At 68.1% G+C, this 24,891-nt stretch carries 26 protein-coding genes; 14 read left to right on the plus strand and 12 right to left on the minus strand.

Annotated features, from left to right (window positions below; translation table 11 throughout):
• Positions 1–99: 99 nt before the first annotated feature.
• From J7U46_RS08180 to def, 5 genes are all read right to left on the minus strand, one after another.
• On the minus strand, positions 100–858 hold the full coding sequence (locus J7U46_RS08180) for a head GIN domain-containing protein (protein WP_282824591.1): 759 nt from the start codon (positions 856–858) through the stop codon (positions 100–102).
• A gap of 144 nt (positions 859–1,002) precedes the next feature.
• On the minus strand, positions 1,003–1,398 hold the full coding sequence (locus tag J7U46_RS08185; protein WP_282824593.1) for a hypothetical protein: 396 nt from the start codon (positions 1,396–1,398) through the stop codon (positions 1,003–1,005).
• A 23-nt stretch (positions 1,399–1,421) separates the two neighbouring features.
• Positions 1,422–2,276: a zinc metalloprotease HtpX gene (gene htpX, locus J7U46_RS08190; RefSeq protein WP_282824595.1), complete on the minus strand. Its 855-nt coding sequence runs from the start codon at positions 2,274–2,276 to the stop codon at positions 1,422–1,424.
• A gap of 58 nt (positions 2,277–2,334) precedes the next feature.
• Positions 2,335–3,288: a methionyl-tRNA formyltransferase gene (gene fmt / locus J7U46_RS08195; protein WP_282825027.1), complete on the minus strand. Its 954-nt coding sequence runs from the start codon at positions 3,286–3,288 to the stop codon at positions 2,335–2,337.
• Between the two features lie 11 nt (positions 3,289–3,299).
• Positions 3,300–3,824: a peptide deformylase gene (gene def, locus J7U46_RS08200; RefSeq protein WP_282824596.1), complete on the minus strand. Its 525-nt coding sequence runs from the start codon at positions 3,822–3,824 to the stop codon at positions 3,300–3,302.
• Between the two features lie 203 nt (positions 3,825–4,027).
• Here def and J7U46_RS08205 point away from each other — a divergent pair, with 203 nt between their 5' ends.
• The 3 genes from J7U46_RS08205 (at position 4,028) to J7U46_RS08215 (ending at position 6,845) form a co-directional block, all read left to right on the plus strand.
• The gene (locus J7U46_RS08205; protein WP_282824597.1) at positions 4,028–5,197 is read left to right on the plus strand and encodes a LysM peptidoglycan-binding domain-containing protein; all 1,170 of its coding nucleotides are present in this window, start codon (positions 4,028–4,030) and stop codon (positions 5,195–5,197) included.
• 15 nt (positions 5,198–5,212) lie between these two features.
• On the plus strand, positions 5,213–6,331 hold the full coding sequence (gene dprA, locus J7U46_RS08210; protein ID WP_282824598.1) for a DNA-processing protein DprA: 1,119 nt from the start codon (positions 5,213–5,215) through the stop codon (positions 6,329–6,331).
• A 61-nt stretch (positions 6,332–6,392) separates the two neighbouring features.
• Positions 6,393–6,845 carry a DUF494 domain-containing protein gene (locus J7U46_RS08215; RefSeq protein ID WP_282824599.1) on the plus strand — a complete coding sequence of 151 codons (453 nt, stop codon included), beginning with the start codon at positions 6,393–6,395 and terminating at the stop codon, positions 6,843–6,845.
• Between the two features lie 54 nt (positions 6,846–6,899).
• On the opposite strand, the gene J7U46_RS08220 is transcribed toward J7U46_RS08215, so the two are convergent.
• The 4 genes from J7U46_RS08220 to yajC all read right to left on the minus strand — a co-directional run bounded on the left by J7U46_RS08220 (position 6,900) and on the right by yajC (position 12,639).
• The gene (locus J7U46_RS08220; protein WP_282824601.1) at positions 6,900–9,272 is read right to left on the minus strand and encodes a DUF1631 family protein; all 2,373 of its coding nucleotides are present in this window, start codon (positions 9,270–9,272) and stop codon (positions 6,900–6,902) included.
• Positions 9,273–9,315: 43 nt separating this feature from the next.
• Positions 9,316–10,350, minus strand: a complete 1,035-nt coding sequence (secF, locus tag J7U46_RS08225; protein ID WP_282824602.1) for a protein translocase subunit SecF — start codon at positions 10,348–10,350, stop codon at positions 9,316–9,318.
• Between the two features lie 12 nt (positions 10,351–10,362).
• Positions 10,363–12,219 carry a protein translocase subunit SecD gene (gene secD, locus J7U46_RS08230; RefSeq protein ID WP_282824603.1) on the minus strand — a complete coding sequence of 619 codons (1,857 nt, stop codon included), beginning with the start codon at positions 12,217–12,219 and terminating at the stop codon, positions 10,363–10,365.
• A 99-nt stretch (positions 12,220–12,318) separates the two neighbouring features.
• Entirely contained in the window at positions 12,319–12,639 is a 321-nt protein-coding gene (gene yajC, locus J7U46_RS08235; protein WP_282824605.1) for a preprotein translocase subunit YajC, read from the minus strand.
• A gap of 229 nt (positions 12,640–12,868) precedes the next feature.
• Here yajC and J7U46_RS08240 point away from each other — a divergent pair, with 229 nt between their 5' ends.
• The 10 genes from J7U46_RS08240 to J7U46_RS08285 are packed head-to-tail and all read left to right on the plus strand — an operon-like array spanning position 12,869 to position 20,260.
• Positions 12,869–13,783, plus strand: coding sequence for a dihydrodipicolinate synthase family protein (locus J7U46_RS08240; protein WP_282824607.1), 915 nt, complete (start codon positions 12,869–12,871; stop codon positions 13,781–13,783).
• 9 nt (positions 13,784–13,792) lie between these two features.
• A complete protein-coding gene (locus J7U46_RS08245) occupies positions 13,793–14,449 on the plus strand; it encodes a GntR family transcriptional regulator (protein WP_282824608.1) in 657 nt (218 codons plus the stop codon).
• A gap of 4 nt (positions 14,450–14,453) precedes the next feature.
• A complete protein-coding gene (locus J7U46_RS08250) occupies positions 14,454–15,389 on the plus strand; it encodes a proline racemase family protein (protein WP_282824610.1) in 936 nt (311 codons plus the stop codon).
• 14 nt (positions 15,390–15,403) lie between these two features.
• Positions 15,404–16,504: an FAD-dependent oxidoreductase gene (locus J7U46_RS08255; RefSeq protein ID WP_282824612.1), complete on the plus strand. Its 1,101-nt coding sequence runs from the start codon at positions 15,404–15,406 to the stop codon at positions 16,502–16,504.
• Positions 16,501–16,737 (plus strand): 2Fe-2S iron-sulfur cluster-binding protein, encoded by a 237-nt coding sequence (locus tag J7U46_RS08260; protein ID WP_282824613.1) that lies wholly within the window; start codon positions 16,501–16,503, stop codon positions 16,735–16,737. The genes J7U46_RS08255 and J7U46_RS08260 overlap by 4 nt, the downstream gene beginning before the upstream one ends.
• Positions 16,734–17,948 carry an FAD/NAD(P)-binding oxidoreductase gene (locus J7U46_RS08265; protein ID WP_282824614.1) on the plus strand — a complete coding sequence of 405 codons (1,215 nt, stop codon included), beginning with the start codon at positions 16,734–16,736 and terminating at the stop codon, positions 17,946–17,948. Before J7U46_RS08260 ends, J7U46_RS08265 begins: the two co-directional genes overlap by 4 nt.
• 29 nt (positions 17,949–17,977) lie before the next feature.
• The gene (locus tag J7U46_RS08270) at positions 17,978–18,619 is read left to right on the plus strand and encodes a hemolysin III family protein (RefSeq protein ID WP_282824616.1); all 642 of its coding nucleotides are present in this window, start codon (positions 17,978–17,980) and stop codon (positions 18,617–18,619) included.
• A complete protein-coding gene (locus J7U46_RS08275; protein WP_282824618.1) occupies positions 18,616–19,299 on the plus strand; it encodes a dienelactone hydrolase family protein in 684 nt (227 codons plus the stop codon). The genes J7U46_RS08270 and J7U46_RS08275 overlap by 4 nt, the downstream gene beginning before the upstream one ends.
• A gap of 10 nt (positions 19,300–19,309) precedes the next feature.
• Positions 19,310–19,498, plus strand: a complete 189-nt coding sequence (locus J7U46_RS08280) for a hypothetical protein (RefSeq protein WP_282824619.1) — start codon at positions 19,310–19,312, stop codon at positions 19,496–19,498.
• An 18-nt stretch (positions 19,499–19,516) separates the two neighbouring features.
• Positions 19,517–20,260, plus strand: coding sequence for a hypothetical protein (locus tag J7U46_RS08285; RefSeq protein WP_282824620.1), 744 nt, complete (start codon positions 19,517–19,519; stop codon positions 20,258–20,260).
• A 3-nt stretch (positions 20,261–20,263) separates the two neighbouring features.
• On the opposite strand, the gene J7U46_RS08290 is transcribed toward J7U46_RS08285, so the two are convergent.
• The 3 genes from J7U46_RS08290 to J7U46_RS08300 form a co-directional block, all read right to left on the minus strand.
• A complete protein-coding gene (locus tag J7U46_RS08290; RefSeq protein WP_282824622.1) occupies positions 20,264–20,989 on the minus strand; it encodes an ABC transporter ATP-binding protein in 726 nt (241 codons plus the stop codon).
• Position 20,990: 1 nt separating this feature from the next.
• Positions 20,991–22,763, minus strand: a complete 1,773-nt coding sequence (locus tag J7U46_RS08295) for a branched-chain amino acid ABC transporter ATP-binding protein/permease (RefSeq protein WP_282824623.1) — start codon at positions 22,761–22,763, stop codon at positions 20,991–20,993.
• Positions 22,764–22,905: 142 nt separating this feature from the next.
• A complete protein-coding gene (locus J7U46_RS08300; RefSeq protein ID WP_282824624.1) occupies positions 22,906–23,943 on the minus strand; it encodes a branched-chain amino acid ABC transporter permease in 1,038 nt (345 codons plus the stop codon).
• A gap of 142 nt (positions 23,944–24,085) precedes the next feature.
• On the opposite strand from J7U46_RS08300, the gene J7U46_RS08305 reads away from it, so the two are divergent.
• A complete protein-coding gene (locus J7U46_RS08305; RefSeq protein WP_282824625.1) occupies positions 24,086–24,844 on the plus strand; it encodes an enoyl-CoA hydratase/isomerase family protein in 759 nt (252 codons plus the stop codon).
• Positions 24,845–24,891 lie beyond the last annotated feature (47 nt).

The following is a 24,891-nucleotide window of genomic DNA, read 5'->3' on the forward strand; positions in this document are numbered from 1 at the left end:
CGTACGGAATTTCTTCCCAAGCGGCGCCCGAGGATCCGGCTTTGCCGGGCCTTCGGGCGTGCCCCCTTGAGGGGGTGGCGCGCAGCGCCTCGGGGGTGGTCAGTTGATGCGGCGCACCTTGCCGCTGCCGGCGACTGAGCTGCTGATCTCGGGCGAGCCCAGGTAGCCGACGTCGCCACTGCCCGCAATCTTCACGCTGAGCTTCTTGGCCGCATTGACCCTGGCGTCGCCGCTGCCGGCAATGCTGATTTGTACTTCCTCGGCCACGGTCTCGGTGGCCTTGATGTCGCCCGAGCCGGAGATCGACACGTTCAGCAGGCCGGTCCTGCCCTTGGCCACAATGTCACCGCTGCCGGCCACGCGCAGACCGAGCTTCTCGCTGGAGAGGTCGATGAACTGGATGTCGCCCGAGCCGGCCACGCTGGCCTCGACCGCGCCGGTCTTCATGGCGTCGACCTTGATATGGCCCGAGCCCGCCACCGACAGCGATCGCAGCTGGGCCATGCTGATGCTCAGCTCCGGCATGGTGCTGGTGGAGAAGCTGGTGCCCTTCTTGGGGCCGATCTCCAGCGTGCGGCCCTTGCTGCCGTCGACCACGCGGGTCTCCAGGTAGGGCAGCAGGTTCTTGTCGGCGCGGATCTCGAGCTTGTGGGCGTCGGACTGGCGGATCTGGATCTTGAAGCCGCCGGTCGTGGAGATGGCGTCGAAGCTGCCGACATCGCGGCTCTCGCTGACGATCTCGCCGGAGCCCTTGATGGTGTCACGGCCCCAGCCCCAGTCGAAAGCCTGGGCGGCGGTGGAGGCGGTGAAGGCAGCGCCGGCCAGAGCGGCGACGGCGAACAATTGGCGACGGTTCATGATGCGGTGCTCCGTGGGTGTTGGGGTGAGCGCATCATCTCCAAGGCACCGGGGCGCCGCGAGCCACTGCCGACCAAGTGCAGGACTCGGGACCTGAAGTGCAAGAACGCCGTCGCTTCAGCGCCTTCAGCGCCTCCAGCGGTGTCAGTGCGAAGCCTTGGCCTTGGCTTCCTTGCCAGCGTCCTTGCCCGGCTTGGCTTCGGCCTTGCCCTCGGCATCGGCCGAGGCGGCGGGGTCCGGCGGCGGTAGCGCCTTGCCGTCGGGGCCGCGCGGCACCACCGGCGTCACGCCCTCCAGCTTGTTCTCGCGCATGTACTCGTCCATCTCCTTCCAGCCGGCAAACACCGCCGCTTTCAGGGCCTTGGGATTGAGCAGGTAGCAGTCCTCGATGGCGCGCGAGGCATGGCGGCAGGCGCTGCCCACGGCCTTGCCCTCTGCCTCCTTGGCAGCGGCGATCTTGGCCGGGTCTTCGATGCCCAGTTGCTCGCAGGCAACCAGGCCGGCGAGCAGGGGCAGGGTCAGCAACAGTCGCTTCATCATGGGGCTATCGGCCGGAACCGGGCTCAGCTTGAGCGCCCACGCGCCATCGCCATCAGGCGCTCGATGCGCTCCTCGGTCGAGGGGTGCGTGCTGAACAGGCCGGCCAGGCCACTGCCGGAGAGCGGATTCATGATCATCATCTGGGCCGTTTCCGGGTGCGCCTCGGCGGGGCCGAGCGGGATGCCCTGGGCATAGCGGTGGATCTTGTCCAGTGCCGACGCGAGGGCGGCGGGATCGCCGGAGATCTCCGCGCCGCCGCGGTCGGCCTCGAACTCGCGGGCCCGGCTGATGGCCATCTGGATCAGGCTGGCGGCGATGGGAGCGAGGATGGCCACCAGGATGCCGACCAGCGGATTGGCCGGCCGGCCTTCGTTGTCGCGGCCGCCGAACAGCATGGCGAAATTGGCCAGCATGGAGATCGCGCCGGCCATGGTGGCGCTGACGGTGCTGATCAGGATGTCACGGTGCTTCACATGGGCCAGCTCATGGGCCATCACGCCCCGCAGTTCGCGGGCCGACAGCACACGCAGGATGCCGGTGGTGGCGGCCACGGCCGCATGCTCGGGGTTGCGGCCGGTGGCAAAGGCATTGGGCGCGTCTTCGTCGATCAGGTAGACGCGCGGCATCGGCAGCTCGGCCTTCTGGGCCAGCTCACGCACCATGGCGTAGAACTGCGGCGCCGAGCTTTCGTCGACCTCGCGGGCGTTGTACATCTTCAGCACCATGGTGTCGGAGAACCAGTAGCTGAAGAAGTTCATGCCCAGCGCGACGATGAGCGCCAGCATCATGCCGGCGCGGCCGCCGATCATGGCGCCAATGGCCATGAACAAGGCGGTGATCGCGGCCATCAGGATGGCGGTCTTCATCAGATTGAACATCGAACGCTCCGAAATCGAGTGGGGCAGGCCTGCTTAGATGATGGCCCCGGCCGGCAATTCAAGCCTGGTCGAAGCGCTCGCCCACGCTGATGGGCCGGGCCTGCATCAGGGCCGCCGCCGCCAGGCGCTTGCCGCCGGCGCGTTGCAGTTCGGTCAGGCGCAGGGCCTGGCTGCCGCAGGCCACGACCGGGCCACTGGCATCGACGGATAGCACCGTGCCCGGCTCGCCCGTGGCTTCAACCCGCTCGGCCGCCCAGATCTTCAAAGTCTCGCCGGCGAGCTGGGCCTGGCCGCCCGGGAAGGGATCGAAGGCACGCAGGCGGCGCTCGATCTGGGCAGCATCCTGGCGCCAGTCGATGGCACTCTCGGCCTTCTCGATCTTGTGCGCGTAGCAGACCCCCTCTTCCGGCTGCTTGACCGGGTGGAAGCCGCCGCAGACGGCCAGCTCCAGCGCTTCGACGATTAGGCGGCCGCCGAGCAGCGCCAGCTTGTCGTGCAGGCGGGCCGTGGTGTCGGTGGCGGCAATCGCCTGTTTCTCGACCAGCAGCATGTCGCCGGTGTCCAGGCCCGCATCCATTTGCATGATGGTGACGCCGGTCTCGCTGTCACCGGCTTCGATGGCGCGATGGATGGGCGCCGCGCCGCGCCAGCGCGGCAGCAAGGAGGCGTGGATGTTCAGGCAACCGCGCGTGGGGGTGTCGAGCACCCATTGCGGCAGGATCAGGCCATAGGCCGCGACCACCAGCACGTCGAGCTTCGCATCGATCAGCGCCTGGCGGCCGGCTTCGGCTTCATCCGGGAACTTGCCATCGAGCCGCAGGCTGCGCGGCTGGGCCACAGCGACGCCATGCTGCAGCGCCAGCTGTTTGACGGCGGACGCCTGCAGCTTCATGCCACGACCGGCCGGGCGGTCCGGCTGGGTCAACACCAGGGGCACCTCGAAGCCCGCCTTCAGCAGCGCCTCAAGCGCAACCGCAGCGAACTCAGGCGTGCCGGCAAAGCCGACGCGCAGCGGCGCTGCGCTCATCGGCCAGCGCGAGCCGGCTGCTCGTCGCGCGCCTTCTTGACCAGCTTGGTCTTGATGCGGTCGCGCTTGAGCGGGCTCAGGTATTCGACGAAGACCTTGCCCATCAGGTGGTCCATCTCATGCTGGACGCAAACCGCGAGCAGGCCCTCGGCCTCGAACTCCCAGGGCTGGCCGTCGCGGCTCAGCGCGCGCACCTTGACCTTGGAGTGGCGCTTGACCTTGTCGTAGATGGTGGGGACGGACAGGCAGCCTTCCTCGCCATCGACCCAGTCTTCGCTGAACGCGACCAGCTCCGGGTTGATCAGCACGCGCGGCTCGTTGCGCTCGTTCGAGGTGTCGATCACCACCACGCGCTCATGCACGTCGACCTGCGTGGCGGCCAGGCCCACGCCCTCGGCGGCATACATGGTCTCGAGCATGTCGTCGACCAGGGTGCGGATGCGCTCATCCACCTCGGCCACGGGTTTGGCGACGGTGTGCAGGCGGGGGTCCGGGTATTTCAGGATATTCAGCTGGGCCATGGGAGCGGAGGCTTGTGGACAGCGCACAACGCCTGTTTGTAAGTGCTTGCAAGGGCGCCAATGCCCATGCCTCATTCATTGCGACCACCCTTCATTGAAGGCAGAATCGCCGCAGTCCGGCGGGATTTTCGCCGATATAAGAACAAGCCGCAGCCACGTCGCTGCAATCCCCCGCAATTCGTCCAGCCTGGAGAGAGTTCTCGATGCCCTCTTGCGTGAAACCGTTGACGCTCTGCCTGGCCCTCAGCCTCGCCCTGGCCACCCTGTCTGCAAGCGCCCAGGGGCAGTTCCCGATCACCGAAGCCCAGCGCCAGACGGCCGAGCAGGTCGCCCAGGCCGGCGTGCCGCTGTCGGAGCTCGCACCGGATGCTCCGGATTCGCACACCGTCAAGGCTGGCGACACACTGTGGGACATCTCCAAGCTCTTCCTCAAGAGCCCCTGGCGCTGGCCCGAGCTGTGGGGCATGAACCGCGAGCAGATCGCCAACCCCCACCTGATCTACCCCGGCCAGGTGCTGGTGCTGGTCAAGAAGGACGGTCGCGCCCTCTTGCAACTGGCCAGGCCGCGCGGGCCGGAGGCTGACATGCAGGGCCTGCCCTCGGGCAAGCTCTCGCCCCAGGTGCGGGCTTCCAAGTTCGAGGACTCCGCCATCCTCGCCATTCCCCAACACCTGATCGAGCCCTTCCTCAACGAGGCCGTGGTGCTGGACACCAACTCGCTGGCTCAGGCGCCGCGCATCGTGGCTGCGCCCGAGGGCCGTGTGCTGATGAGCAAGGGCGACCTCGCCTATGCGCGCGGCGACATGAAGCAGGCGCAGGACTGGCGCGTGTTCCGCCAGGCCAGGCCGCTGCTGGATCCAAGCACCCGCGAAGTGCTGGGCTATGAAGCCCCCTACCTGGGCACGGCCTCGCTGAACCGCCTGGCCGATGAAACCAAGAATGCCGATGGCAAGACCACGCCCTCGGTCTCGACGCTGACGATCAAGAACGTGCGCCTCGAGATCGGCGCCGGCGACCGCCTCGCGCCGGTGCTGCAGCGCGAGTTCATTCGCTACGTGCCGCATCCACCCGCCGGCCCCATGAACGGCCAGATCATTTCGATCTATGGCGACGCACTGACGGGCGGCCAGAACCAGATCGTCTCGCTGAACCGAGGCCGCCGCGACGGCGTCGAGCGCGGCCATGTGCTCGCCCTCTGGCAAGCCGGGCGCGAGATCACCGACAGCACCGGCAACAAGCGCGAAACGCTCAAGCTGCCCGATGAGCGCCATGGCGTGCTCTTCGTGTTCCAGGTCTACGAGCGGGTCAGCTACGCGCTGATCGTCTCGGTCAAGCAGCCGGTCCAGGCCGGCGACCGTTTCAGCCAACCCTGACCTGCCCCCGCGGCCATGGACCGTTTCGAGCTGGCAGCCTGGCTGCGCCTGCTCGAGACGCCGGGCATAGGCCTGGCCCGCGCCCGCCAGTTGCTGGCCGCCTTCGGCTCGCCGCAGGCGGTGTTCGAGGCCTCAAGCGCCGCCTGGCGCGAATTGATGGGGCCCAAGGCCGCCGAAGCGCTGGCGCAGCCACCGCAAGCGCTTGACGCACTCCTCGCCCGAACGCTGACCTGGCTGGAAGCCGACCCGCGCCATCAGTTGCTGACGCTGGGCGACCCCGACTATCCCGACCCCTTGCTGCAGACGGCCGATCCGCCATTGCTGCTCTACCTCAGCGGCCGGCGCGAGCTCCTGCAGGCCGAGAGCCTGGCCGTGGTCGGCAGCCGTTCACCCACGCCACAAGGCCGCGACAACGCGACCAGCTTTGCCCTCGGGCTCAGCCAGGCCGGCTATTGCGTGGTCTCCGGCCTGGCCCTCGGCATCGACGGCGCCGCCCACGAAGCCGCCCTGAAGGGGCCGGGCTCGACATTGGCCGTGCTCGGCACCGGGCTGGACCAGCTCTATCCGACCCGCCACCAGGCGCTCGGTCGACGCATCGAGGAGGCAGGCCTGCTGGTCAGCGAATACGCGCTCGGGACGCCGCCGCTCGCGCCCAACTTCCCGCGCCGCAACCGCATCATTGCGGGGCTGAGCCGAGGCTGCCTGGTGGTCGAGGCCGCGCTGCGTTCGGGCTCACTGATCACCGCCCGTCTGGCCTCGGAGGCCGGCCGCGAGGTCTTTGCCATCCCCGGCTCCATCCACTCGCCGCTGGCGCGCGGCTGCCATGAGCTGATACGCCAGGGCGCGGCCCTGGTCGAGAGCCCGGCCGAGATGCTGGAGGCGCTACGCCCCTTGACGATCAAATCCGCTCCCCAACCCGCACCAGTCTCAGCGGCAGAAAGCGCATCGGACCCCGGCGGCGAGCAAGGCCTCGTGCTGCAGGCGCTGGGCCACGACCCGGTCACGCTGGACGCCTTGGTCGCCAGAGGAGGCTGGCCTGCCGCCCAGCTCAGCGCCCTGCTGCTGGAGCTCGAACTGGAGGGCCTGGTGGCCCGTTTGCCGGGCCAGCTGTTCCAGCGCCGCCAAGGCTGCTGAAGCGGGGTTTCCTCCGCCCTTTTGAAAAAGATGGTCGGGAGCGCTGCGTTATCATCCGCCCATGTTTGACGTCCTGGTCTACCTGTACGAAACCTACTGGCGCCCGGACGCCTGCCCGGACCACGCCCAGCTGACGCGCAAGCTCTCGGCCGTAGGCTTCGAAACCGACGAAATCCAGGAAGCCCTGTCCTGGCTCGATGGCCTGGCCGGCGTGGCCGAGTCCCACCATGGCCAGCAGGGCGAGCTCAGTCGCCGCGTCTATTCGGTCGACGAGCTGGACCACCTGGGCGAGCCCTCGGTCGGCTTCATCAGCTTCCTCGAATCCGCTGGCGTGCTGCCGCCGCCGATGCGCGAAATGGTGATCGACCGCGCCATGGCCATCCCGGGTGCGCCCATGGACCTGGAAGACCTGAAGATCATCGTGCTGATGGTGTTCTGGAGCCTCGGCGAAGAGCCCGATGCGCTGATCCTGGACGAGCTCTTCGTGGCGCCGGAAGACCGGCTGATCCACTGAGTCTCTCCCGCCGCAAACAACAAGGCCGCTTCAAAGCGGCCTTTTGCTTTGTGGTCAGTTCAGGAGGCGACTCGGATCGACGTCGAGTTTGGCCAAGGCGTTCCGCGTGGCCTTGACCGTGAGCGCCTCGTCCTGCGCCGGCAGCAGCAAGCCCGCCTGCAGAAAGGCCGCCAGCCGCGCCTGCTGGAACAGCACGCCGCGGCCATTGGGCGAGACGAAGAGCACCATGTTGCGGCGGTTGCCGCGCCAGGCCAGTTGCACGGCCTCGTTGCGGCCCCGGTAGTCCAGCATGTACCAGCCACCCACCTGCAGCTCCTTGGCCCAGGCCAGCATGGCCGGCGTCGGGGCCGAGCCACCTTCGGCCACCACTTCCAGGCCCTCGGTCTCGTGGCCGGAGAGGTCGCGCATCAGCGTGTCGTTGATCTCCACACCCTCGGCCTCGGGCAGCATGGCCTCCAGCGTCTCGAGCTGGTCCATCAGATCGTCGAGGCGCTCGCGCGGGATGGCGGCAGCCTTGGCGGTGAAGGCGGCGGCCAGCGAGTTGTTCAGCGAGCGGATGTGGTCGTCCTGCTTCTCGGGCTGCAGGCCGGCATGGCCCATGCCGTCGCGCAGCGTCTTCAGGAGCGGCGGCAGGCGGCGTATCACCTCGGCGCGCTCCTCGCGCGAGACCTTGGCGCTGGCCGACCAGATCAGGTCGGCCGCCGCGCGCTTCATCTGGCGCGTGACCTCGGACTGCGCGCCCGAGCGCACGGCCGTGACGGCCAGCACATCGGCCCAGACCTGGAACAGGAACTGGCGCACGCCGTCCTGCACCGGCACCTCGTTGAGCATCTTGCGCAGCTCGATGGTGTACTGGATCGCCATCGTCTCGCGCTGCTCGACCTGCTGGGCCAGCGAAACGCCCTTGGCCGAGGCCTGGTTCTCTTTCTCGAAGTACTGCTCGAGGAATTTTTCGAACTCGGTCAGCACGGTCTGGAAGACGCGGCGGCCGGTATCCGGATAGGCCTCAACCACCTGCACGATGCGCTTGATCTCGCGCTCCAGGCTGTCGCTGCCGGAGGCGCCGGAGAAGCCCATCACGCAGGCGCCCATGCGGTCGATCAGGCGGCGGGCCGGATGGTCGGCCTCGGCAAAGAATTCGGGCTCGCTGACGGCCACGCGCAGCGTGGGCATCTGCAGCCGCGCAAACCACACACGCACGGCGGCCGGGATGCGCTCCTCGGTCAGGATGCTCTGGAACATCATGGCCACGATCTCGATGGTGGCGCGCTCGGCCGGCGAATCGGCGGCCTGCTTGAGCACCTGCTTGAAGGCCTGGTTGCGGACCTTCAGCTCGTCCAGCACCTGGGGCGCAGGCGCCTCGGCCGGCGCCAACGCGCCGGTCACCGTCTTGCCGCTGCGCTTGGGCGGCTCGGGGCGGCGCACCAGCGCATCCTGGGCGCGATTGATCGCGGCATTGAGCCGCGCCGACGGCGGATGCGGCGCGGCCGCTTGGCCGCCATCGCCCTCACCGAACACAGTGGCGGCAAAGGCCGGCACCTGGCGACCGACGATGCGCTGCAACTGGGCCAGCACCTCGGCAGCCTGGGCGCTGTACGGACTCAGCGCGGCCTGGTCGGTGGCGACCGGGCGAGCCATGTAACGGGTCTGCTCGGCGCCGGAGCCGCTGCTGTCGAGGCCATGCGGGCTGCCCGTGCTGGTCACCACGCCGCTGGCGCTGTTGCCACCGACGACGACCACGCCACCGGCCAGCGCCGCCATCAACGCGCCTTGACGTGCCTCGGGCGAGCGGCGGATGAAGGGCCGCAGGTCGACCTCGGGCATGACCTGGTGCTCGATCAGCCAGCGATTGACCTCGTGGTACGACTCGCTGATCAGGTGCGCGAATTCGTCGTGCAGCACGCCCTGGAACAGCGACCATTCGCTGGGGCCGAGGCCGCTGCTGTGCCAGGTGTCCAGCACCAGAGCCGCCAGCGCGGGGGCGCGCAGCAGGTCGTGCGGCGGCAGTTCCTCGTGCTGCTCCAGCGCATTGAGGCGCGTGCGCAGGTCGGTGAACTCCCAGGAGGCCCGGTCCATGATGGCCAGGGCCAGGCGCGAGCTGGTGATCTCGCGCTCGATGATCTTGTCTTCGACGAGGGTCAGGCGTCCCGGCGATGTGGGCGCCTCGTGGGCATCGCCGGCGCCAGGCCTGGCGGCCTGGCGCAGTGCCTCGACCAGGGTTGCCTGCCACAACGGGCCCAGCTTGATCCAGGCGCCGACGCCATCCTTTCGCGCCAGCCCGACGCCGTACTCGGATGGCATCAAGAGCAACTGGCGGCCCGCCTCGCTGAGCGAGTGCACCAGGGCCGGCACGCCCCGCAGCACAGCCTCCAGAAAGACCCGCCGCGCGTGCGCTGCCAGTGCCGTGCTGCGGGCGGTGTCGGTCATGGTGTGCGGAACGATGCTGCTCTGTGTTGCTCTGGGTGAGACTCTATACCACCGCTCCGGCGTTCGGATCGTCCGGATCTTCCTTGTTGCCGCTCGTGACCTTGACCAGGTCCTCGCGCTTGACGCCCAGCCACATGGCGATCGCAGCAGCCACAAACACCGATGAATAGATGCCGAACAGGATGCCGATGGTCAGCGCCACAGCAAAGTAGTGCAGCGTCTGGCCGCCGAACAGCAGCATGGAAAGCACCATCATTTGGGTACAGCCGTGCGTGATGATCGTGCGGCTGATGGTGCTGGTGATCGCGTGGTCGATCACCTCATGGGTGTTCAGCTTGCGGTACTTGCGGAAAGCCTCGCGCACCCGGTCGAAGATCACCACCGACTCGTTCACCGAGTAGCCCAGCACCGCCAGCACCGCCGCCAGCACCGAGAGCGAGAACTCCCACTGGAAGTAGGCGAAGAAGCCGAGGATGATGACCACGTCGTGCAGGTTGGCGATGATGCCGGCCAGCGCGAACTTCCACTCGAAGCGGAAGGCCAGGTAGACCATGATGCCGACGACGGTGAAGGCCAGGGCCTTGGCTGCGTCATGCGTCAGCTCATCGCCGACGGCGGGCCCGACCACTTCGCTGCGCGAGAGCTTGATCGGCTCGGCCGTGCCGGCCGTGCAGACCTGCTTGCTGATGGTCTCGCCCTTGTCGGACACGCCATCGCGCTGCGAGACCGTGCCGTTCTCGGCCTTGCACAGCTCGGTGAACACGCGGCCCACCAACTCGGTCTGCTTGACGTCGCCACGCACCGGCAGCTTGACCATCACGTCGCGCGAGGTGCCGAAGTTCTGCACCACCACTTCGCCGAAGCCCATGGCCTCGATGGTGTGGCGGGTCTTCTCGATGTTGGCGCTCTGCGCGTACTCGACCTCGACCACCGTACCGCCGGTGAACTCGATCGAGGTGTGCAGGCCGCGCGTGACCAGGAAGAACACGGCCAGCGCGAAGGTGATGAAGGACACGGCGTTGAGGATCAACGCGTGCTTCATGAACGGGATGTCCCGTTTGATGCGGAAGAGTTCCATGGCTTTGTTTCCTCAGGCTTCCGGGGTGGCGGCGGGGGTATCGCCGTCGGGGCGCCAGACGGTGCCGATCGAGACCGACTTGAGCTTCTTCTGGCGGCCGTACCAGAGGTTCACCAGGCCGCGCGAGAACACGACGGAGGAGAACATCGAGGTCAGGATGCCGAGGCAGTGGACGACCGCGAAGCCCTTCACCGGGCCGGAGCCGAAGGCCAGCAAGGCAATGCCGGCGATCAGCGTCGTCACGTTGGAGTCAAGGATGGTGGCGAAGGCGCGCTCATAGCCGGCAAAGATGGCCGTCTGCGGCGCGGCGCCCGCTCGCAGCTCTTCTCGCACCCGCTCATTGATCAGCACGTTGGAGTCGATGGCCATGCCCAGCACCAGGGCGATGGCGGCCATGCCCGGCAGCGACAGCGTGGCTTGCATCATCGAGAGCACAGCGACCAGCAGCAGCAGGTTGAACGCGAGGGCCAGCGACGAGAACACGCCGAACAGCATGTAGTAGATGCACATGAAGGCGGCCACGGCCACGAAGCCCCACAGCACCGAGTTGAAGCCCTTGGCGATGTTCTCGGCACCGAGGGTCGGGCCGATGGTGCGCTCTTCGATGATTTCCATCGGCGCAGCCAGCGAGCCAGCGCGGGTCAAGAGGGCCAGGTCGGCGGTCTGCTCGGCCGTGAAGTTGCCGGTGATCTGGAAGTCGGAGCCGAACTCACCATTGATGTTGGCCACCGAGATCGCCTCGCCCTTGCCCTTCTCGTACAGCACGATGGCCATGGGCTTGTTGATGTTCTCGCGGGTCACGGCCTTCATCACGCGGCCGCCGGCGTCGTCCAGGCGCAGGCCCACGGCGGGGCGCTGGTTCTGGTCGAACTGGGCGGTGGCGGTCTGCACACGGTCACCGGTGATCAACACATCTCGCTTCAGGCCCACGGGCACCATGCTGCCGTCGCGCTTGCGCTCCATCACCACTTCCGGCGCGCCATCGGGCGACTCCGTGGCGAGGCGGAACTGCAGCGTGGCCGTGCGGCCGATGATGTCCTTGGCCTTGGCCGTGTCCTGCACGCCGGGCAGCTGCACGATGATGCGGTCCAGGCCTTGCTGCTGGATCACGGGCTCAGAAACAGCCAGCTCATTGACCCGGTTGTGCAGCGTGGTGATGTTCTGCTTCAGCGCATTTTCCTGGGCCGCCGTGGTGGCCACCGGCGTCAGGGCGCCAACCAGCTGCAGGTCCTCGCCGCTTTGCGACGGCGTCCACTGCATCTCGGCGACCTTGTCGCGCAACAGGCCCTGGGCTTGCTCGCGCAGCGCGGCTTCGCGGAAGTTGATCACCACCAGGTTGCCGTCGCGGTTGATGCCGGCGTGGCGGATGTTCTTGTCGCGCAGCATGGCGCGCACATCGCCCGCCACGGTGTCGGCCTTCTTGGTCAGCACCGACTTCATGTCGACCTGCATCAGGAAGTGCACGCCGCCGCGCAGGTCCAGGCCCAGGTACATCGGGAAGGCATGCAGGTTCGCGAGCCAGGTCGGCGAACGCGACACCAGGTTCAGCGCCACGATGTAGCTCGGATTGGCCGGGTCCGGGTTCAGCGCCTTGGCGATGGCGTCTTTGCCCTTGATCTGGGTGTCGGTGTCGGCAAAACGGGCGCGCACCGAGGTGCCCTCGAAGTGCACGAAGTCGGGCTTCAGGCCGGCGTCGGCCAGGGCCTTCTCGACCCGGCTGCTCACGTCCGAGGTGATCTTGACGGTGACCTTGCCACTCGACACCTGCACGGCCGGCGCCTCACCGAAGAAGTTCGGCAGCGTGTAGATGAGGCCGATCAGCAGCGCGACGACGAGCATCGCGTACTTCCACAGCGGATAACGATTCATGGTGACGTCCTCTCGAGGGACTGAAAACTTGGCCCGGCGCCATGGCTTGCATGGGCCGGGCCGGCCGGGCGCATCGGGCGCCCGCTTGCGCAGGCTGGCTTACTTGACCGTGCCCTTGGGCAGCACCTGCACCACCGAGCCGCGCTGCACCTGCAGCTCGACGCCGGCAGCCACTTCCAGCGTCAGCACGCTGTCGCCCAGCTTGGTGATCTTGCCGAGCAGGCCACCCGAGGTGACGACCTCGTCGCCCTTGGCGATCGCGTCGATCATGGCCTTGTGCTCCTTCTGGCGCTTCATCTGCGGCCGGATCATCACGAAATACAGCACCACGAACATGGCACCCAGCATGATCAGCTGGGTGTAGCCCGGATCTGCTGCCGGTGCGGTGGCCGTTTGGGCGAGGGCATTGGAGATAAACACGTCGATTTCCTTTGTACGGTGCCAGTTTCGGGCAGGCCAAGACCTGCCCCACGCGGGCAGAAGAACGGCGGATTGTATGCGGCCGCCCCAGGGCTACCGCCCCGGGGCCGAAGGCCGTCCGGGACGCGCACACGCCGGGACGAACCGGCCAGCGCGGGAGATGCGGTTGACAAGCGGCAATTGCAACAATATCCTTTAAATATATTTACAGCATACCTGGAGCCCGCTGATGACCACTTCCCCCACCCTGCCCCGCTGGACTGGCGTCTATCCTGCCGTCACGACCAAGTTCCATGCCGACGAGTCGCTGGACATCGCCGAGATGGAGCGCCACTTCGACTTCCAGATCCGCGCCGGCGTACACGGCCTGGTCACCTGCGGCTCACTGGGCGAGGCCAGCACCTTGACGCTGGAAGAAAAGCTGGAGGTGGCCGCCACCGCCCTGCGCGTGGCCGAAGGCCGCGTGCCGGTGCTGGCCAATGTGTCGGAGCTGTCCACCCGCGAGGCGCTGCGCTATGTGGAAGGCGCGGCCAAGCTGGGCGTGCAGGGCCTGATGCTGATGCCGGCCCTGCTCTACGGCGCTGACGCGGCCGAGGCCAAGGCCAATGTACGCACCATCGCCGAGGCGGCCCAGCTGCCGGTGATGGTCTACAACAACCCGGTGTCCTACAAGGTCGACCTGAAGCCCGAAGACTTCGCCGAGCTGGCCGACTGCCGATGGCTGGTCGCCATCAAGGAGTCCAGCGACAACATCCGCCGCATCACCGACCTGCGCAATGCACTGGGTGATCGCTACCAGCTCTTCATCGGCGTGGATGACCTGGCGCTGGAAGGCCTGATGCTGGGCTGTGACGGGCTGCTCGCCGGCTTGTGCGATGCCTTCCCGGCCGAGACCGTGAAGCTCTACGACCTGGCGCGCGCCGGCCGCTATGCCGAGGCACTGAAGCTCTACCAATGGTTCATGCCGCTCCTGCACCTGGACGTGTCGGCCAAGCTGGTGCAGAACATCAAGCTGGCGGAGGCCATGGTGGGCGTGGGCAACGAGCATTTGCGCCGCCCGCGCCTGCCGCTTACCGGCGCCGAGCGCGAGCGCGTGACGGCCATCATCCAGAAGGCCTTGGACACCCGGCCAAGTCTGGGATGATCCGCTCCCATGACCGCTGACGCACCCGAAGCCGACAAACGCCGCGTGGCCGACCAGGCCTACGACGCCATCGAGGCCATGATCGCCACGCTGGCGCTGAGGCCCGGCGCGCCCATCGTGGAGGCCGAGCTGATCGAGCGCACCGGCCTCGGCCGCACGCCCACGCGCGAGGCCCTGATGCGCCTGGTGGCCAACGGCCTGATCGTGCAACTTCCGCGCCGCGGCCTCTTGGTCAGCGACATCCTGCTGGCCGAGCACCTGGACCTGCTGGAAGCCCGCCGCGTGCTGGAGCGCCTGATCGCGGCCACCTCGGCACGGCGCGCCACGCCACCGCAGCGCCAGGCACTGCTGGAAGCCGCCGACGCCATGATGGCCACCGTCGCCGCCAACGACCTGGCCGCCTACATGCAGGCCGACCAGGGGCTGGACCGCATCAACCACTCGGCCTGCCGCAACCCCTTCGCGGTGGCGGCGGTCGTGCCCATGGTGATCCAGTGCCGACGCTTCTGGTATGCCTACCAGCACCAGGGCGACATCGGCGAAGGCGCGCGCGGCCATCTCGCCCTGGCGCAGGCCATCGCGGCCGGCCAGCCCGAGGCGGCGGCGCAGGCGGCCGATGCCTTGATCGACTACCTGCGCCGCTTCGCGCAGCAGGTGATCGAGTGAAGCCATGACGACAAGATTCATCGATTCGCACACGGGAGGAGAACCCACGCGCCTGGTGATCGAGGGAGGCCCCGATCTCGGGACCGGCTCGATGGCCGAACGCCTGGCCCGCTTTCGCGAGCAGCACGACCACTGGCGCCGCGCCCTGGTCAACGAGCCGCGCGGCTCGGATGTGATCGTCGGCGCGCTGCTGACCGGGCCTGCAGAGCCCGGCAGCACAGCCGGCGTGATCTTCTTCAACAACGTCGGTTACCTCGGCATGTGCGGCCACGGCAGCATCGGCCTCATTGCCACGCTGGCCCACCTGGGCCGCATCGCGCCAGGCGAGCACCGCATCGACACACCGGTCGGCACCATCACGGCCACGCTGAATGAGGACGGCAGCGTCAGCATCGCCAATGTGCCGGCCTACAGGCTGGCGGCCGATGTGGCCGTCGAGGTGCAAGGCCGCCGCGTGCATGGCGACATCGCCTGGGGCGGCAACTGGTTCTTCCTCTGCGCCGACCATGGCCTGAGCCTGGACCTCGCCCGCATCGAAGCGCTGACCGATTTCAGCTGGGCCCTGCGCGAGCAACTGCAGGCCAAGGGCATCACCGGTGCCGGCGGCGCCGAGATCGACCACATCGAGCTGACCGGTCCGGCCAGCGACGCCGCCAACAGCGGCCGCAATTTCGTGCTGTGCCCCGGCAAGGCCTACGACCGCTCGCCCTGCGGCACCGGCACCAGCGCCAAGCTGGCTTGCCTCGCCGCTGAAGGCAAGCTGGCGCCAGGCGAAACCTGGCGTCAGGAGAGCGTGATCGGCTCGGTCTTCGAGGGCCGCTACCAGGTCGGCGGCAGCGAGGGTCAGGTCTTGCCCGTGATACGCGGCCGGGCCCACGTGCAGCTGGACGCGACGCTGCTGTTCGACCCCGCCGACCCCTTCGCCTGGGGCATCGTCTGAAACGCACGGCCGATGTGCTGATCGTCGGTGCCGGCATGCTCGGCGCCGCCTGCGCCCGCGAGTACCTGCGCCAGGGCCTCAGCGTGGCCGTGATCGAGCGTGGCGCGGTCGGCGCTGGCGCCACGGCGGCCTCGATGGGGCATCTGCTACGCATCGATGCAGAGGGCGCTGCAGATCAACACGAATACCAGCTCAGCCACCGCTCGATGCAGCTGTGGCAGGCCTGGCTCGATGAATCCCGTGAACACGTGGAAGCCGCCGAGCACCAGCGCTGCGGCACGCTGTGGATTGCGGCCGACGATGAAGAGATGGCGGCGGCCGCGCACAAGCTGGCCTGGTTGCTGGCGCAAGGCCATGCAGCCGAGCTGCTCGACCCAGCGCAACTGGCGCGCGCCGAGCCCCTGCTGCGCGCGGGCCTCACAGGCGCCTTGCATGTGCCGGACGATGCGCGCGTCTACCCGCCCCGCGTCGCTGCGCGCTGGCTGGAGCGCGCTCAGCTGATCCACGGCGAGGTCAGCCGCATCGACGCGCAAGGCCTGACTCTCGCAGACGGCCGCAGGCTCTGGGGCGCGCTCACTGTGCTGTGCGGCGGCCTGTCCAGCCAGCGCTTTCTGCCGGCCGGCTGCCTGGTTCCGAAGAAGGGCCAGTTGGCAATCACGCAGCGTCAGCCGCAAGCGGTCCAGCATCAGCTGGTGGAACTGGGCTACCTGAAGAACGCGCACCGCACCGACGAGGACACAGTCTCCTTCAATGTGCAGCCGCGCCCCGGCGGCCAGCTCTTGATCGGCTCCTCGCGCCAACTGAACCGTGACGACACCGCGCTGGACCTGGGCATGCTGAGCCGCATGCTGGACCATGCGACCGACTTCATTCCAGCGCTGAAAGATATGAGCCTCTTGCGCTGCTGGAGCGGCATCCGCCCGGCCAGCAGCGATGGCCAGCCGCTGATAGGCGCACACCCGCAGCTGCCGCGCGTCTGGACCGCCTGTGGCCACGAGGGGCTGGGCATCACCACCAGCCTGGCCAGCGCCGAGTTGCTGGTGCAGCTGAGCCTCGGCCAGCCGCCGCTGCTGGACCCGGCCCCCTATTCACCCCGTCGCTTCGTCGCGCCATGAAGATCACGATCAACGGCCAGGACCACGAACTCGAAGCCGGGCTCAGCGTCGCCGCCGCGCTGGCACGTGCTGGCGTCGCCACCTTCCGCCATTCGCTACAGGGCGAGCCGCGCGCGCCGCTGTGCGGCATGGGCATCTGTCAGGAATGCCGCGTGCGCATCGATGGCCGCGACCAGCGGCTGGCCTGCATGACGCCGGCCCTTGACGGCATGAGCGTGGAGACCGGGCCATGATGAAGCGCCTGCAAGCCGATGTGCTGGTGGTCGGCGCCGGGCCGGCCGGCATGGCAGCCATACGCGCATTACTCAAGGTCGGCCGACAGGTGATCTGGATCGACAACCAGGTCAGGCCCGGCGGGCAGATCTGGCGGGGCGGGCCGCCGCCAGCCTGGCAGAACATGGCCGATCTTCCTGGCCTGACCCTGCTCAGATCGCATGCGGTGATTGCCGCTGACGGCCCCACAGCGCTTGTGCTGCACGACACGGCGCAAAACCTGGCCCTGCGTGTCGAAGCACCGCAATTGCTGCTCGCCACCGGCGCACGCGAACGGATGCTGCCCTTCCCGGGCTGGACCCTGCCCGGCGTCACCGGCGCGGGCGGCTTGCAAGCGCTGGTGAAGGGCGGCTGGCCGGTCGCCGGCAAGCGCGTGGTGCTCGCTGGTTCCGGCCCCTTGCTGCTCGCGGCAGCCGATACGGTGCAAGCGAACGGCGGCAAGGTCCTGGCCATCGTTGAACAAGCGCGCCCGGCTGCATTGGCCGGCTTTGCCGCGCGACTGCCCCTGGGCAAGGCGGCACAAGCCCTGAGCCTGCGCTGGCGATTGCGCGGCACGCCCTACCTGCATGGCACCTGGGTGCAGAAGGCCGATGGCGAAGCAAAGCTCGAAAGCTTGCAGCTGAGCAATGGCCAGCAGGTGGCATGCGAGGCGCTGGGCGTCGGCTTTGGCCTCTTGCCCAATACCGAACTGGCCGCGCTGCTGGGCTGTGCCTTGCGCGATGGCGCCGTCGCGGTCGACGCGCAACTGCAGACTTCCGTCAAAGGCATCTTTGCCGCCGGCGAATGCACAGGCATTGGCGGCGTTGACAAATCCTTGCTGGAAGGCGCACGGGCAGCGGAAGCGATGCTTGGCCGCACGCCTTCGCGCGCACGCCAGCATGCACAGGCGCTCGCTTTTGGCCGCGCCTTGCAAAGCAGCTTCGCCTTGCGCCCCGAGCTCCTGAAGCTGGCCGATGCGCGCACCCTCGTCTGCCGCTGCGAAGACGTGCGCCTCGGCGAACTGAAGGCCTGCCGCAGCTGGCGCGATGCCAAGCTGCAGACGCGCTGCGGCATGGGCACCTGCCAGGGCCGCATCTGCGGCGGCATCACCCGTGAGCTGTTCGGCTGGGCCGATGCGCCGGGCCTGCCGCGCGCGCCCTTGCAGCCGGTGCCCATTCATGTCTTGCTGTAGCTCGATGAAGGATGTGGACAATCGGCGCCATGACTGCCGACCGTCCCCAAACCCTGGGCGAGGAAATCGCCAACGCCATCAGCCACGGCTTGGGCTGCGCCCTGGCCATCGCCGCCCTGCCCATCCTCGTCTACTACGCCGCCCAGCAGGGCTCAGCAGTGAACGTGGTCGCGGCCAGCGTGTTCGCGGCGACCATGATCCTGCTCTACCTGGTCTCCACGCTGTACCACGCCCTGCCGCACGGCACGGCCAAGAAATGGCTGAACCGGCTGGACCATGCGGCCATCTATGTCTTCATCGCCGGCAGCTACACGCCGTTCGCGCTGGGGGTGCTGAGCGGCGGCTGGGGCTGGACGCTGTTCGGCCTGACCTGGGCCATCGCCGCCGTGGGCGTGGCGGCCAAGCTGTTCAACCGGCTGCGCCATCCGTTCTGGTCCACCGGCCTCTATGTGGCGATGGGCTGGGTGGTGCTGATCGCCCTGCAGCCGCTGCTGGAGCGCATGCCGGCGGCGGGCCTCGCCTGGCTGGTGGCCGGCGGCGTGGCCTACACGCTGGGCGCGGCCGTGTTCCTGCTCGACAACCGCATCCGCTACGCCCACGCGGTCTGGCATTTGTTCGTGCTGGCCGGCAGCGTCTGCCATTTCTTTGCCGCGCTCTGGTACGCGATATGAATATCGAGTTGATCGAACTGCAGACGGCGCAAGACCCCGGCGCCACCATCATCGTGCTGCATGGGCTGGGCGCCGATGGCAATGACTTCGTGCCGATCTGCGAGGAGCTGGATCTCAGCGAGGTGGGCGCCGTGCGCTTCGTCTTCCCGAGTGCGCCCGAGATGCCGGTGACGCTGAATGGCGGCTACCGCATGCGCGCCTGGTACGACATCTACGGCCCCCATCCGCAGCCGCGTGAAGACGAGATGGGCCTGCGCCGCTCGCAGGCCATCGTCGAGGCGCTGATACAGCGCGAGGTGGAGCGCGGCATCCCGGCCGAGCGCATCGTGCTGATGGGTTTCTCGCAGGGCTGTGCCATGACGCTGATGGCCGGCCTGCGCCACCCGCAAAAGCTGGCCGGCCTGGTCGCGCTGTCGGGCTATCTGCCGCTGGCCGCCACCACGGCCGCCGAGCGCAGCGAGGCCAATGCCGGCACACCCATCTTCATGGCCCATGGCACGCAGGACGGCGTGGTGGTGCTGCAGCGGGCCCAGGCCTCGCGGGAGCTGCTGAGCTCGCTCGGCTACGACATCGAATGGCATGAGTACCCGGTCGCACACTCGGTCAGCCTGGACGAGATCCGCGACCTGAACGCCTGGCTGCTGCAACGCCTGGGCCGCGCGCCGGCCGCTGTGGCATAGTCACTGCACGATGAAAGCGCTGAAGAGCCCCCTCGCCAAGCAGTTGCTCGCCGACCCGCAGGCCTCGGCCGATCTGCGCCGCTACCTGGCGCGCAAGTCGGCGGGTGCCGCCGCCGAGCCGGTCATCATCCAGATCCGCAACGGGCAGGACCAGCCGGTCCGCGTCGTCCAGCCCATCGTCGTTCCCAAAGCCGCCTGAGCCCGCGCCTGCGCCGCGATGAATATCGCCCTGCCTGCGCTGGTCGTCTTCGCCCTGTTGCTGCCCGGTTTCATTGCCCGCGCCCGCATCAAGCGTGCCGAGCGCACCTCGCTGGACTATTCGCCGTTCGGCCAGGTGGCCACCGAGGCGGTGCTCTGGGCCGGTGTGCTGCATGCGCTGTGGCTGTCCGGTGCTGCCCTGTTCTGCGGCCGCCACTTGCAGCCTGACCTGCTGCTGGGCCTGATCGTCAGTGACGCCGCGAGCCAGGCCCGCGCCGTGGCCGCCGTGGCGTCGCAATCCGGCTGGATCGCGGCCTACTTCGGCAGCCTGCTGCTGTTTGCCTCCATCGTGCCCACGCTGGCCCGCGCCGCCGTGATCCGCTGGCGGCTGGACCATGCCGGCGCGCCACTGAGCCCGCTGCTGCGCTTTCATGGCGCACCCTGGTACTACCTGCTCACCGGCGCCGATTTCGCGCCAGGCGAGGAGCCCGATTGCGTGGCCGTCAGCGCCGTCGTCAACATTGCCGGCACGCCCTGGATCTACATGGGCATCCTCGACGACTTCTTCCTCGACCCCGAGGGCCGGCTCGACCGCATGGTGCTCGAGCAGGTGATGCGCCGGCCTCTCGAGGCCGACAAGACGCCGGACATGGTCGACGACCTGGACCGCTTCTACGTGGTCGACGGCGACTACTTCGTGCTGCGCTACGCCGAGACGGTCACGCTGAACGTCGAGTACATCAAGCTGCGCCCGGCGGCCTGATCCTCAGGCCTTCTTCTTGCCCAGGTAGGTCTCCACCACGCGGGCATCGCCAGCCAGCTCGGCCGCCGGGCCTTGCAGCGCGATCTCGCCGGTCTCCAGCACATAGCCGTAGTCGGCCACCTCCAGCGCGGCGCGGGCGTTCTGTTCGATCAGGAGGATGCTGACGCCGGCATCGCGCAGCTGGGCCACGATGCGCAGGATCTCCTTGACGATCAGCGGCGCGAGGCCAAGGCTGGGTTCGTCCAGCATCAGCAGCTTGGGCCGGCTCATCAGCGCGCGGCCCACGGCCAGCATCTGGCGCTCGCCGCCCGAGAGCGTGCCGGCCATCTGCTTGCGCCGCTCCAGGAGGCGCGGGAACAGCGCATAGACCTTGTCCAGCTCGCCCCGCCAGGCCCGCTCGCCGAGGCGCATCGGCCGCCAGCCGCCCAGCACCAGGTTGTCTTCCACCGTCATGGTGGTGAACAGCTCGCGCTTTTCGGGCACCAGGGCCAGGCCGCGCATCACGCGCGCCTCGAGATCGAGGCCGGAGATGTCCTCGCCCTCGAACAAGACCTGACCCTTGTGCGGCAGCACGCCCATCAGCGCATTCAGCGTGGTGGACTTGCCGGCGCCATTCGGGCCGATGACGGTGACCACGGAGCCCTTGGCCAACTTGAGGTTGAGGCCGGACAGCACCTCGGCACGGCCGTAGCCGGCGTGCAGGTCGACAACTTGCAGCAGATCGCTCATCTCAATGCTCCGTGCCCAGGTAGGCGGCGCGAACCTCGGGGCTGGCCTGCACCTCGGCCGGCGTGCCCTCGATCAGCTTGGTGCCGAACTCCATCACGACGATGCGGTCGGTCAGGCCCATCACGAAGTCCATGTCGTGCTCCACCAGCAGGATGGACAGGCCTTCCCGCTTCAGCTGGCGCAGCACGTCGCCGAGCGCCTGCTTCTCCTTGTGGCGCAGGCCGGCGGCGGGTTCATCGAGCAGCAGCAGGGCCGGATCGGTGCAGAGTGCGCGGGCGATCTCCATCAGGCGCTGCGGGCCGAGGGCCAGGTTGCCGGCCAGCTCGTGCATCTGCTCGGCCATGCCGATGCGGCGCAGCTGCGCCTCGGCTTCCTTGAACAGCCGGCGCTCCTCGTCGCGGTCCAGGCGCAGCATGGCGCGCAGGCTGCCGCTGCGGCTGCGCAGGTAGCCGCCCAGCGCCACGTTCTCCAGCACCGTCATGTCGGCAATCATCTTGACGTGCTGGAAGCTGCGCGACATGCCCCGCCGCGCGATCAGGCGCGACGCGAGGCCGCTGACCGGCTGGCCACGGAACTCCACCTTGCCGCTGGTGGCCGACAGCACGCCGCTGACCAGGTTGAAAGTGGTGGACTTGCCGGCACCATTCGGCCCGATCAGGCCGACGATCTGGCCGGCGCGGATGTGGAAGCTCACGTCGTTCACCGCCACCAGACCGCCGAACTGCTTGCGCAAGCGGTCCACGTCGAGCAGCAGCTCGCCGGCGGCCGGCTTGTCACGCAGCGGCAGCGGCTCGGCGGCTTCCCAATCGCGCGGCCGGGGCGCAGCCGGCCACCAGCGCCGCAAAGCCATTTCGACGAAGGGCCACAAGCCCTTGGGTGCGTACTTCAGCATCAGCACCAGGACCACGCCCAGCACGATGATTTCGTAGTTGCCGCTGCTGCCCAGCAAGGCCGGCAGCAGCTCCTTCAGCTGGTCTTCGATCAGCTTGACCACGCCGGCGCCGACGAAGGCGCCCCACACGGTGCCGACCCCACCGACCACGGCCATGAACAGGTATTCGATGCCCATCTTCAGCGCGAAGGGGCTGGGGTTCACCGAGCGCTGGAACTGCGCATAGAGCCAGCCCGAAGTAGCGGCCAGCACCGCGGCCAGCACGAAGATCACGACCTTGTAGCGGAAGGTCGAAACGCCCATGGCCTCGGCCATCGTGGTCGCGCCATTGAGCGCGCGGATGGCGCGGCCCGGGCGCGAATCGAGCAAGTTCTTCACGCCCCAGGCGGCGAGCAGGGCGATCGCCCAGATCAGGCCGTAGAGCGCACGGCCGCTGCTCAGGTCCAGTCCCAGCAGGGTGAGGCTGGGCAGGCCTTGCAGGCCGTCGTACTTGCCGAGGAACTCCATATTGCCCATCGTGTAGTTCAGGCTCAGCGCCCAGGCGATGGTGGCCAGCGGCAGGTAGTGGCCCGACATGCGCAGCGTGAGCCAGGCCAGCACCAGCGCCACCACGACGGTGATGGCAAGGCCGGCCACGAGGCCGATCCAGGGCGACAGGCCCCAGCGCGTGCTCAGCACGGCCGTGGTGTAGGCGCCGAGCCCCACGAAGGCGGCCTGGCCGAAGGAGGTGAGGCCGCCGACGCCGGTCAAGAGCACCAGGCCCAGCGAGACCAGGGCAAACATGCCGATGTAGTTCAGCTGGGTGATCCAGAACTCGGGCACGGGCAAGAGCGGCAGGGCAGCCAGCAGGAGCAGGCCCAGTGCGGGAACAACTTTTCTCATTTCAGAAAAACTCCATACCAGCCAAGCAGCAAAAGCTTCGCACGGGCAAGGTCATGCCAAGCGACGCCCATGGAACCGGCTTTGCCGGGCCATCGGGCGTGCCCCCTTGAGGGGGAGGCGCGAAGCGCTTCGGGGGTGGTCATCAATGCTCTTCGGAGTGTGGGTCGCGCAGCGAGCGCCACAGCAGCACCGGCAGGATGGCGGTGAACACGATCACCTCCTTGAAGGCGCTGGCCCAGAAGGAGCTGAACGATTCCAGCAGGCCCACCAGCAAGGCCCCCAGCGCGGCGCCGGGATAGCTGGACAGGCCGGCGAACACCGCCGCGACGAAGCCCTTGAGGCCGATGACGAAGCCGCTGTCGTAGAAGATCGTCGTGGTCGGGCTGATCAGGAGACCTGACAGCGCACCGATGAAGGCCGCCATCGTGAACGAGAGCCTGCCGGCAGCGCCGCTTGAGATGCCCATCAGGCGGGCACCCAGGCGGTTCACGGCCGTGGCGCGCAAGGCCTTGCCGTAGAGGCTGCGCTCGAAGAACAGCCACAGCAGGACGATGAGCGCGGCCGAGGCGCCGATGATGATCAGCGTCTGGCCGGACAGGAACAGCGGACCGGCGCTGAAGCTCGCGTCCCAGAAGCTCGGGTTGCGGCTGCCCTCGGCGCCGAAGAACACGAGGCCGAAGCCGGTCAGCGCGAAATGCACGCCCACCGAGACGATCAAGAGCACCAGCACCGAGGCATCGGCCAGCTCCTCATAGGCCAGGCGGTAGATCAGCGGGCCCATGGCCGTGACCAGGGCCAGCGTCACCAGGGCTTGCGCCACCAGCGGCAGTTGGCGCGGCCCGGCCCAGATCGCCAGGCCGGCAATCAGCACCGGCGCGGCGGCGGCGCGCAGCAATCTCAGCAGCAAGGCCGGCAAGGGCTGCTTGGCCCGCAGGCCGGCCCAGCCATCCAGCAGAGCCACCAGCGCCGCCATCGCGAGCAGGAACCAGGCCGTGCCGGGCGTGCGGCCCAGTTGCAGGCTGGCCATGGTCAGGGCGCCATAGGCCACGAACTCGCCCTGCGGAATGAAGATCACCCGGGTGACGGCGAACACCAACACCGTGGCCAAGGCCAGCAATGCGTAAATCGCCCCGTTGGTGATGCCATCCAGCATCAGGATGCTTGCGATCGAGAAATCCATCAAAGCTCCGCCGGCCGCTCTTGGCCTCGGGCCGACTCTACGCAAAATCCCTGGGACGAACCCTAGGTGCGGGCCCAATTGACAAATATCGTCCGACCGGTAGGTCGAAAATACCGCAGTGCAACAGGCCTAGACTGCCGCCATGCCTGACAAGACTCCCCTGCTGAGCGTGGAAGGGCCGCTGGCCCGCATCGAGCTGCGCCGCCCGCAGCAGGCCAACCGCCTGGAACTGCAGGACCTGGATGTGTTCGCCAGCCATCTGGCGCAGATCGAGGCCGATCCGGCTGTGCGCGTGCTGCTCATCACCGGTCGGGGCAAACATTTCTGCAGCGGCTTCAATATCGGGAGCGTGCCGGGCGTCGACGCCGGTGCGCTGTTCGAACGGTTGGCGGATCAGCTGGAGGCCAGCCGGGCCATCACCATCGCGGCGATCAACGGCGGCGTCTACGGCGGCGCCACCGACCTGGCCCTGGCCTGCGACTTCCGGCTGGGCGTGCACAGCTGCGAGATGTTCGTGCCGGCCAGCCGCCTCGGCCTGCACTTCTATCGCGGCGGGCTGGAGCGCTATGTGAGCCGGCTCGGCCTCAACATGGCCAAGCGCGTGCTGCTGGCCTGCGAGACCCTGGACGCCGAGCAAATGCTGGCCTGTCAGTTCCTAGATCGCCTGCTGCCCGATGTGCCGGCCTTGCATGAAGCGGCCGATACGCTGGCACAGCAGCTGTGCGGCCTGGCGCCCCTGGCCTTGCTCGGCATGAAGCAGCATCTGAACGCGATTGGCCGTGGCCAGCTCGACGTGGCGGCCCTGCAGGCTGACATTGACAAGGCCAATGCCTCGGCCGATCTGGCCGAAGGCGTGCAGGCCTGGCAGGCCAAACGCCTGCCACGTTTCAGCGGCAAATAAGGCTCCCCCCATTCGGGTGAAAGCCCGGGCTAGGGGCGACGCCCGCA

This window comes from Pelomonas sp. V22, assembly GCF_030014915.1.
GTDB lineage: Bacteria > Pseudomonadota > Gammaproteobacteria > Burkholderiales > Burkholderiaceae_C > JAUASW01.

What these genes read in the sequence shown, in the direction of transcription:
- J7U46_RS08180 (WP_282824591.1), bottom strand. Translation starts at nt 858, where the DNA reads ATGAACCGTCGCCAATTGTTCGCCGTCGCCGCTCTGGCCGGCGCTGCC.
- J7U46_RS08185 (WP_282824593.1), bottom strand. Translation starts at nt 1,398, where the DNA reads ATGATGAAGCGACTGTTGCTGACCCTGCCCCTGCTCGCCGGCCTGGTT.
- htpX (WP_282824595.1), bottom strand. Translation starts at nt 2,276, where the DNA reads ATGTTCAATCTGATGAAGACCGCCATCCTGATGGCCGCGATCACCGCC.
- def (WP_282824596.1), bottom strand. Translation starts at nt 3,824, where the DNA reads ATGGCCCAGCTGAATATCCTGAAATACCCGGACCCCCGCCTGCACACC.
- J7U46_RS08205 (WP_282824597.1), top strand. Translation starts at nt 4,028, where the DNA reads ATGCCCTCTTGCGTGAAACCGTTGACGCTCTGCCTGGCCCTCAGCCTC.
- dprA (WP_282824598.1), top strand. Translation starts at nt 5,213, where the DNA reads ATGGACCGTTTCGAGCTGGCAGCCTGGCTGCGCCTGCTCGAGACGCCG.
- J7U46_RS08215 (WP_282824599.1), top strand. Translation starts at nt 6,393, where the DNA reads ATGTTTGACGTCCTGGTCTACCTGTACGAAACCTACTGGCGCCCGGAC.
- J7U46_RS08220 (WP_282824601.1), bottom strand. Translation starts at nt 9,272, where the DNA reads ATGACCGACACCGCCCGCAGCACGGCACTGGCAGCGCACGCGCGGCGG.
- secF (WP_282824602.1), bottom strand. Translation starts at nt 10,350, where the DNA reads ATGGAACTCTTCCGCATCAAACGGGACATCCCGTTCATGAAGCACGCG.
- secD (WP_282824603.1), bottom strand. Translation starts at nt 12,219, where the DNA reads ATGAATCGTTATCCGCTGTGGAAGTACGCGATGCTCGTCGTCGCGCTG.
- J7U46_RS08240 (WP_282824607.1), top strand. Translation starts at nt 12,869, where the DNA reads ATGACCACTTCCCCCACCCTGCCCCGCTGGACTGGCGTCTATCCTGCC.
- J7U46_RS08245 (WP_282824608.1), top strand. Translation starts at nt 13,793, where the DNA reads ATGACCGCTGACGCACCCGAAGCCGACAAACGCCGCGTGGCCGACCAG.
- J7U46_RS08250 (WP_282824610.1), top strand. Translation starts at nt 14,454, where the DNA reads ATGACGACAAGATTCATCGATTCGCACACGGGAGGAGAACCCACGCGC.
- J7U46_RS08260 (WP_282824613.1), top strand. Translation starts at nt 16,501, where the DNA reads ATGAAGATCACGATCAACGGCCAGGACCACGAACTCGAAGCCGGGCTC.
- J7U46_RS08265 (WP_282824614.1), top strand. Translation starts at nt 16,734, where the DNA reads ATGATGAAGCGCCTGCAAGCCGATGTGCTGGTGGTCGGCGCCGGGCCG.
- J7U46_RS08270 (WP_282824616.1), top strand. Translation starts at nt 17,978, where the DNA reads ATGACTGCCGACCGTCCCCAAACCCTGGGCGAGGAAATCGCCAACGCC.
- J7U46_RS08275 (WP_282824618.1), top strand. Translation starts at nt 18,616, where the DNA reads ATGAATATCGAGTTGATCGAACTGCAGACGGCGCAAGACCCCGGCGCC.
- J7U46_RS08280 (WP_282824619.1), top strand. Translation starts at nt 19,310, where the DNA reads ATGAAAGCGCTGAAGAGCCCCCTCGCCAAGCAGTTGCTCGCCGACCCG.
- J7U46_RS08285 (WP_282824620.1), top strand. Translation starts at nt 19,517, where the DNA reads ATGAATATCGCCCTGCCTGCGCTGGTCGTCTTCGCCCTGTTGCTGCCC.
- J7U46_RS08290 (WP_282824622.1), bottom strand. Translation starts at nt 20,989, where the DNA reads ATGAGCGATCTGCTGCAAGTTGTCGACCTGCACGCCGGCTACGGCCGT.
- J7U46_RS08295 (WP_282824623.1), bottom strand. Translation starts at nt 22,763, where the DNA reads ATGAGAAAAGTTGTTCCCGCACTGGGCCTGCTCCTGCTGGCTGCCCTG.
- J7U46_RS08300 (WP_282824624.1), bottom strand. Translation starts at nt 23,943, where the DNA reads ATGGATTTCTCGATCGCAAGCATCCTGATGCTGGATGGCATCACCAAC.
- J7U46_RS08305 (WP_282824625.1), top strand. Translation starts at nt 24,086, where the DNA reads ATGCCTGACAAGACTCCCCTGCTGAGCGTGGAAGGGCCGCTGGCCCGC.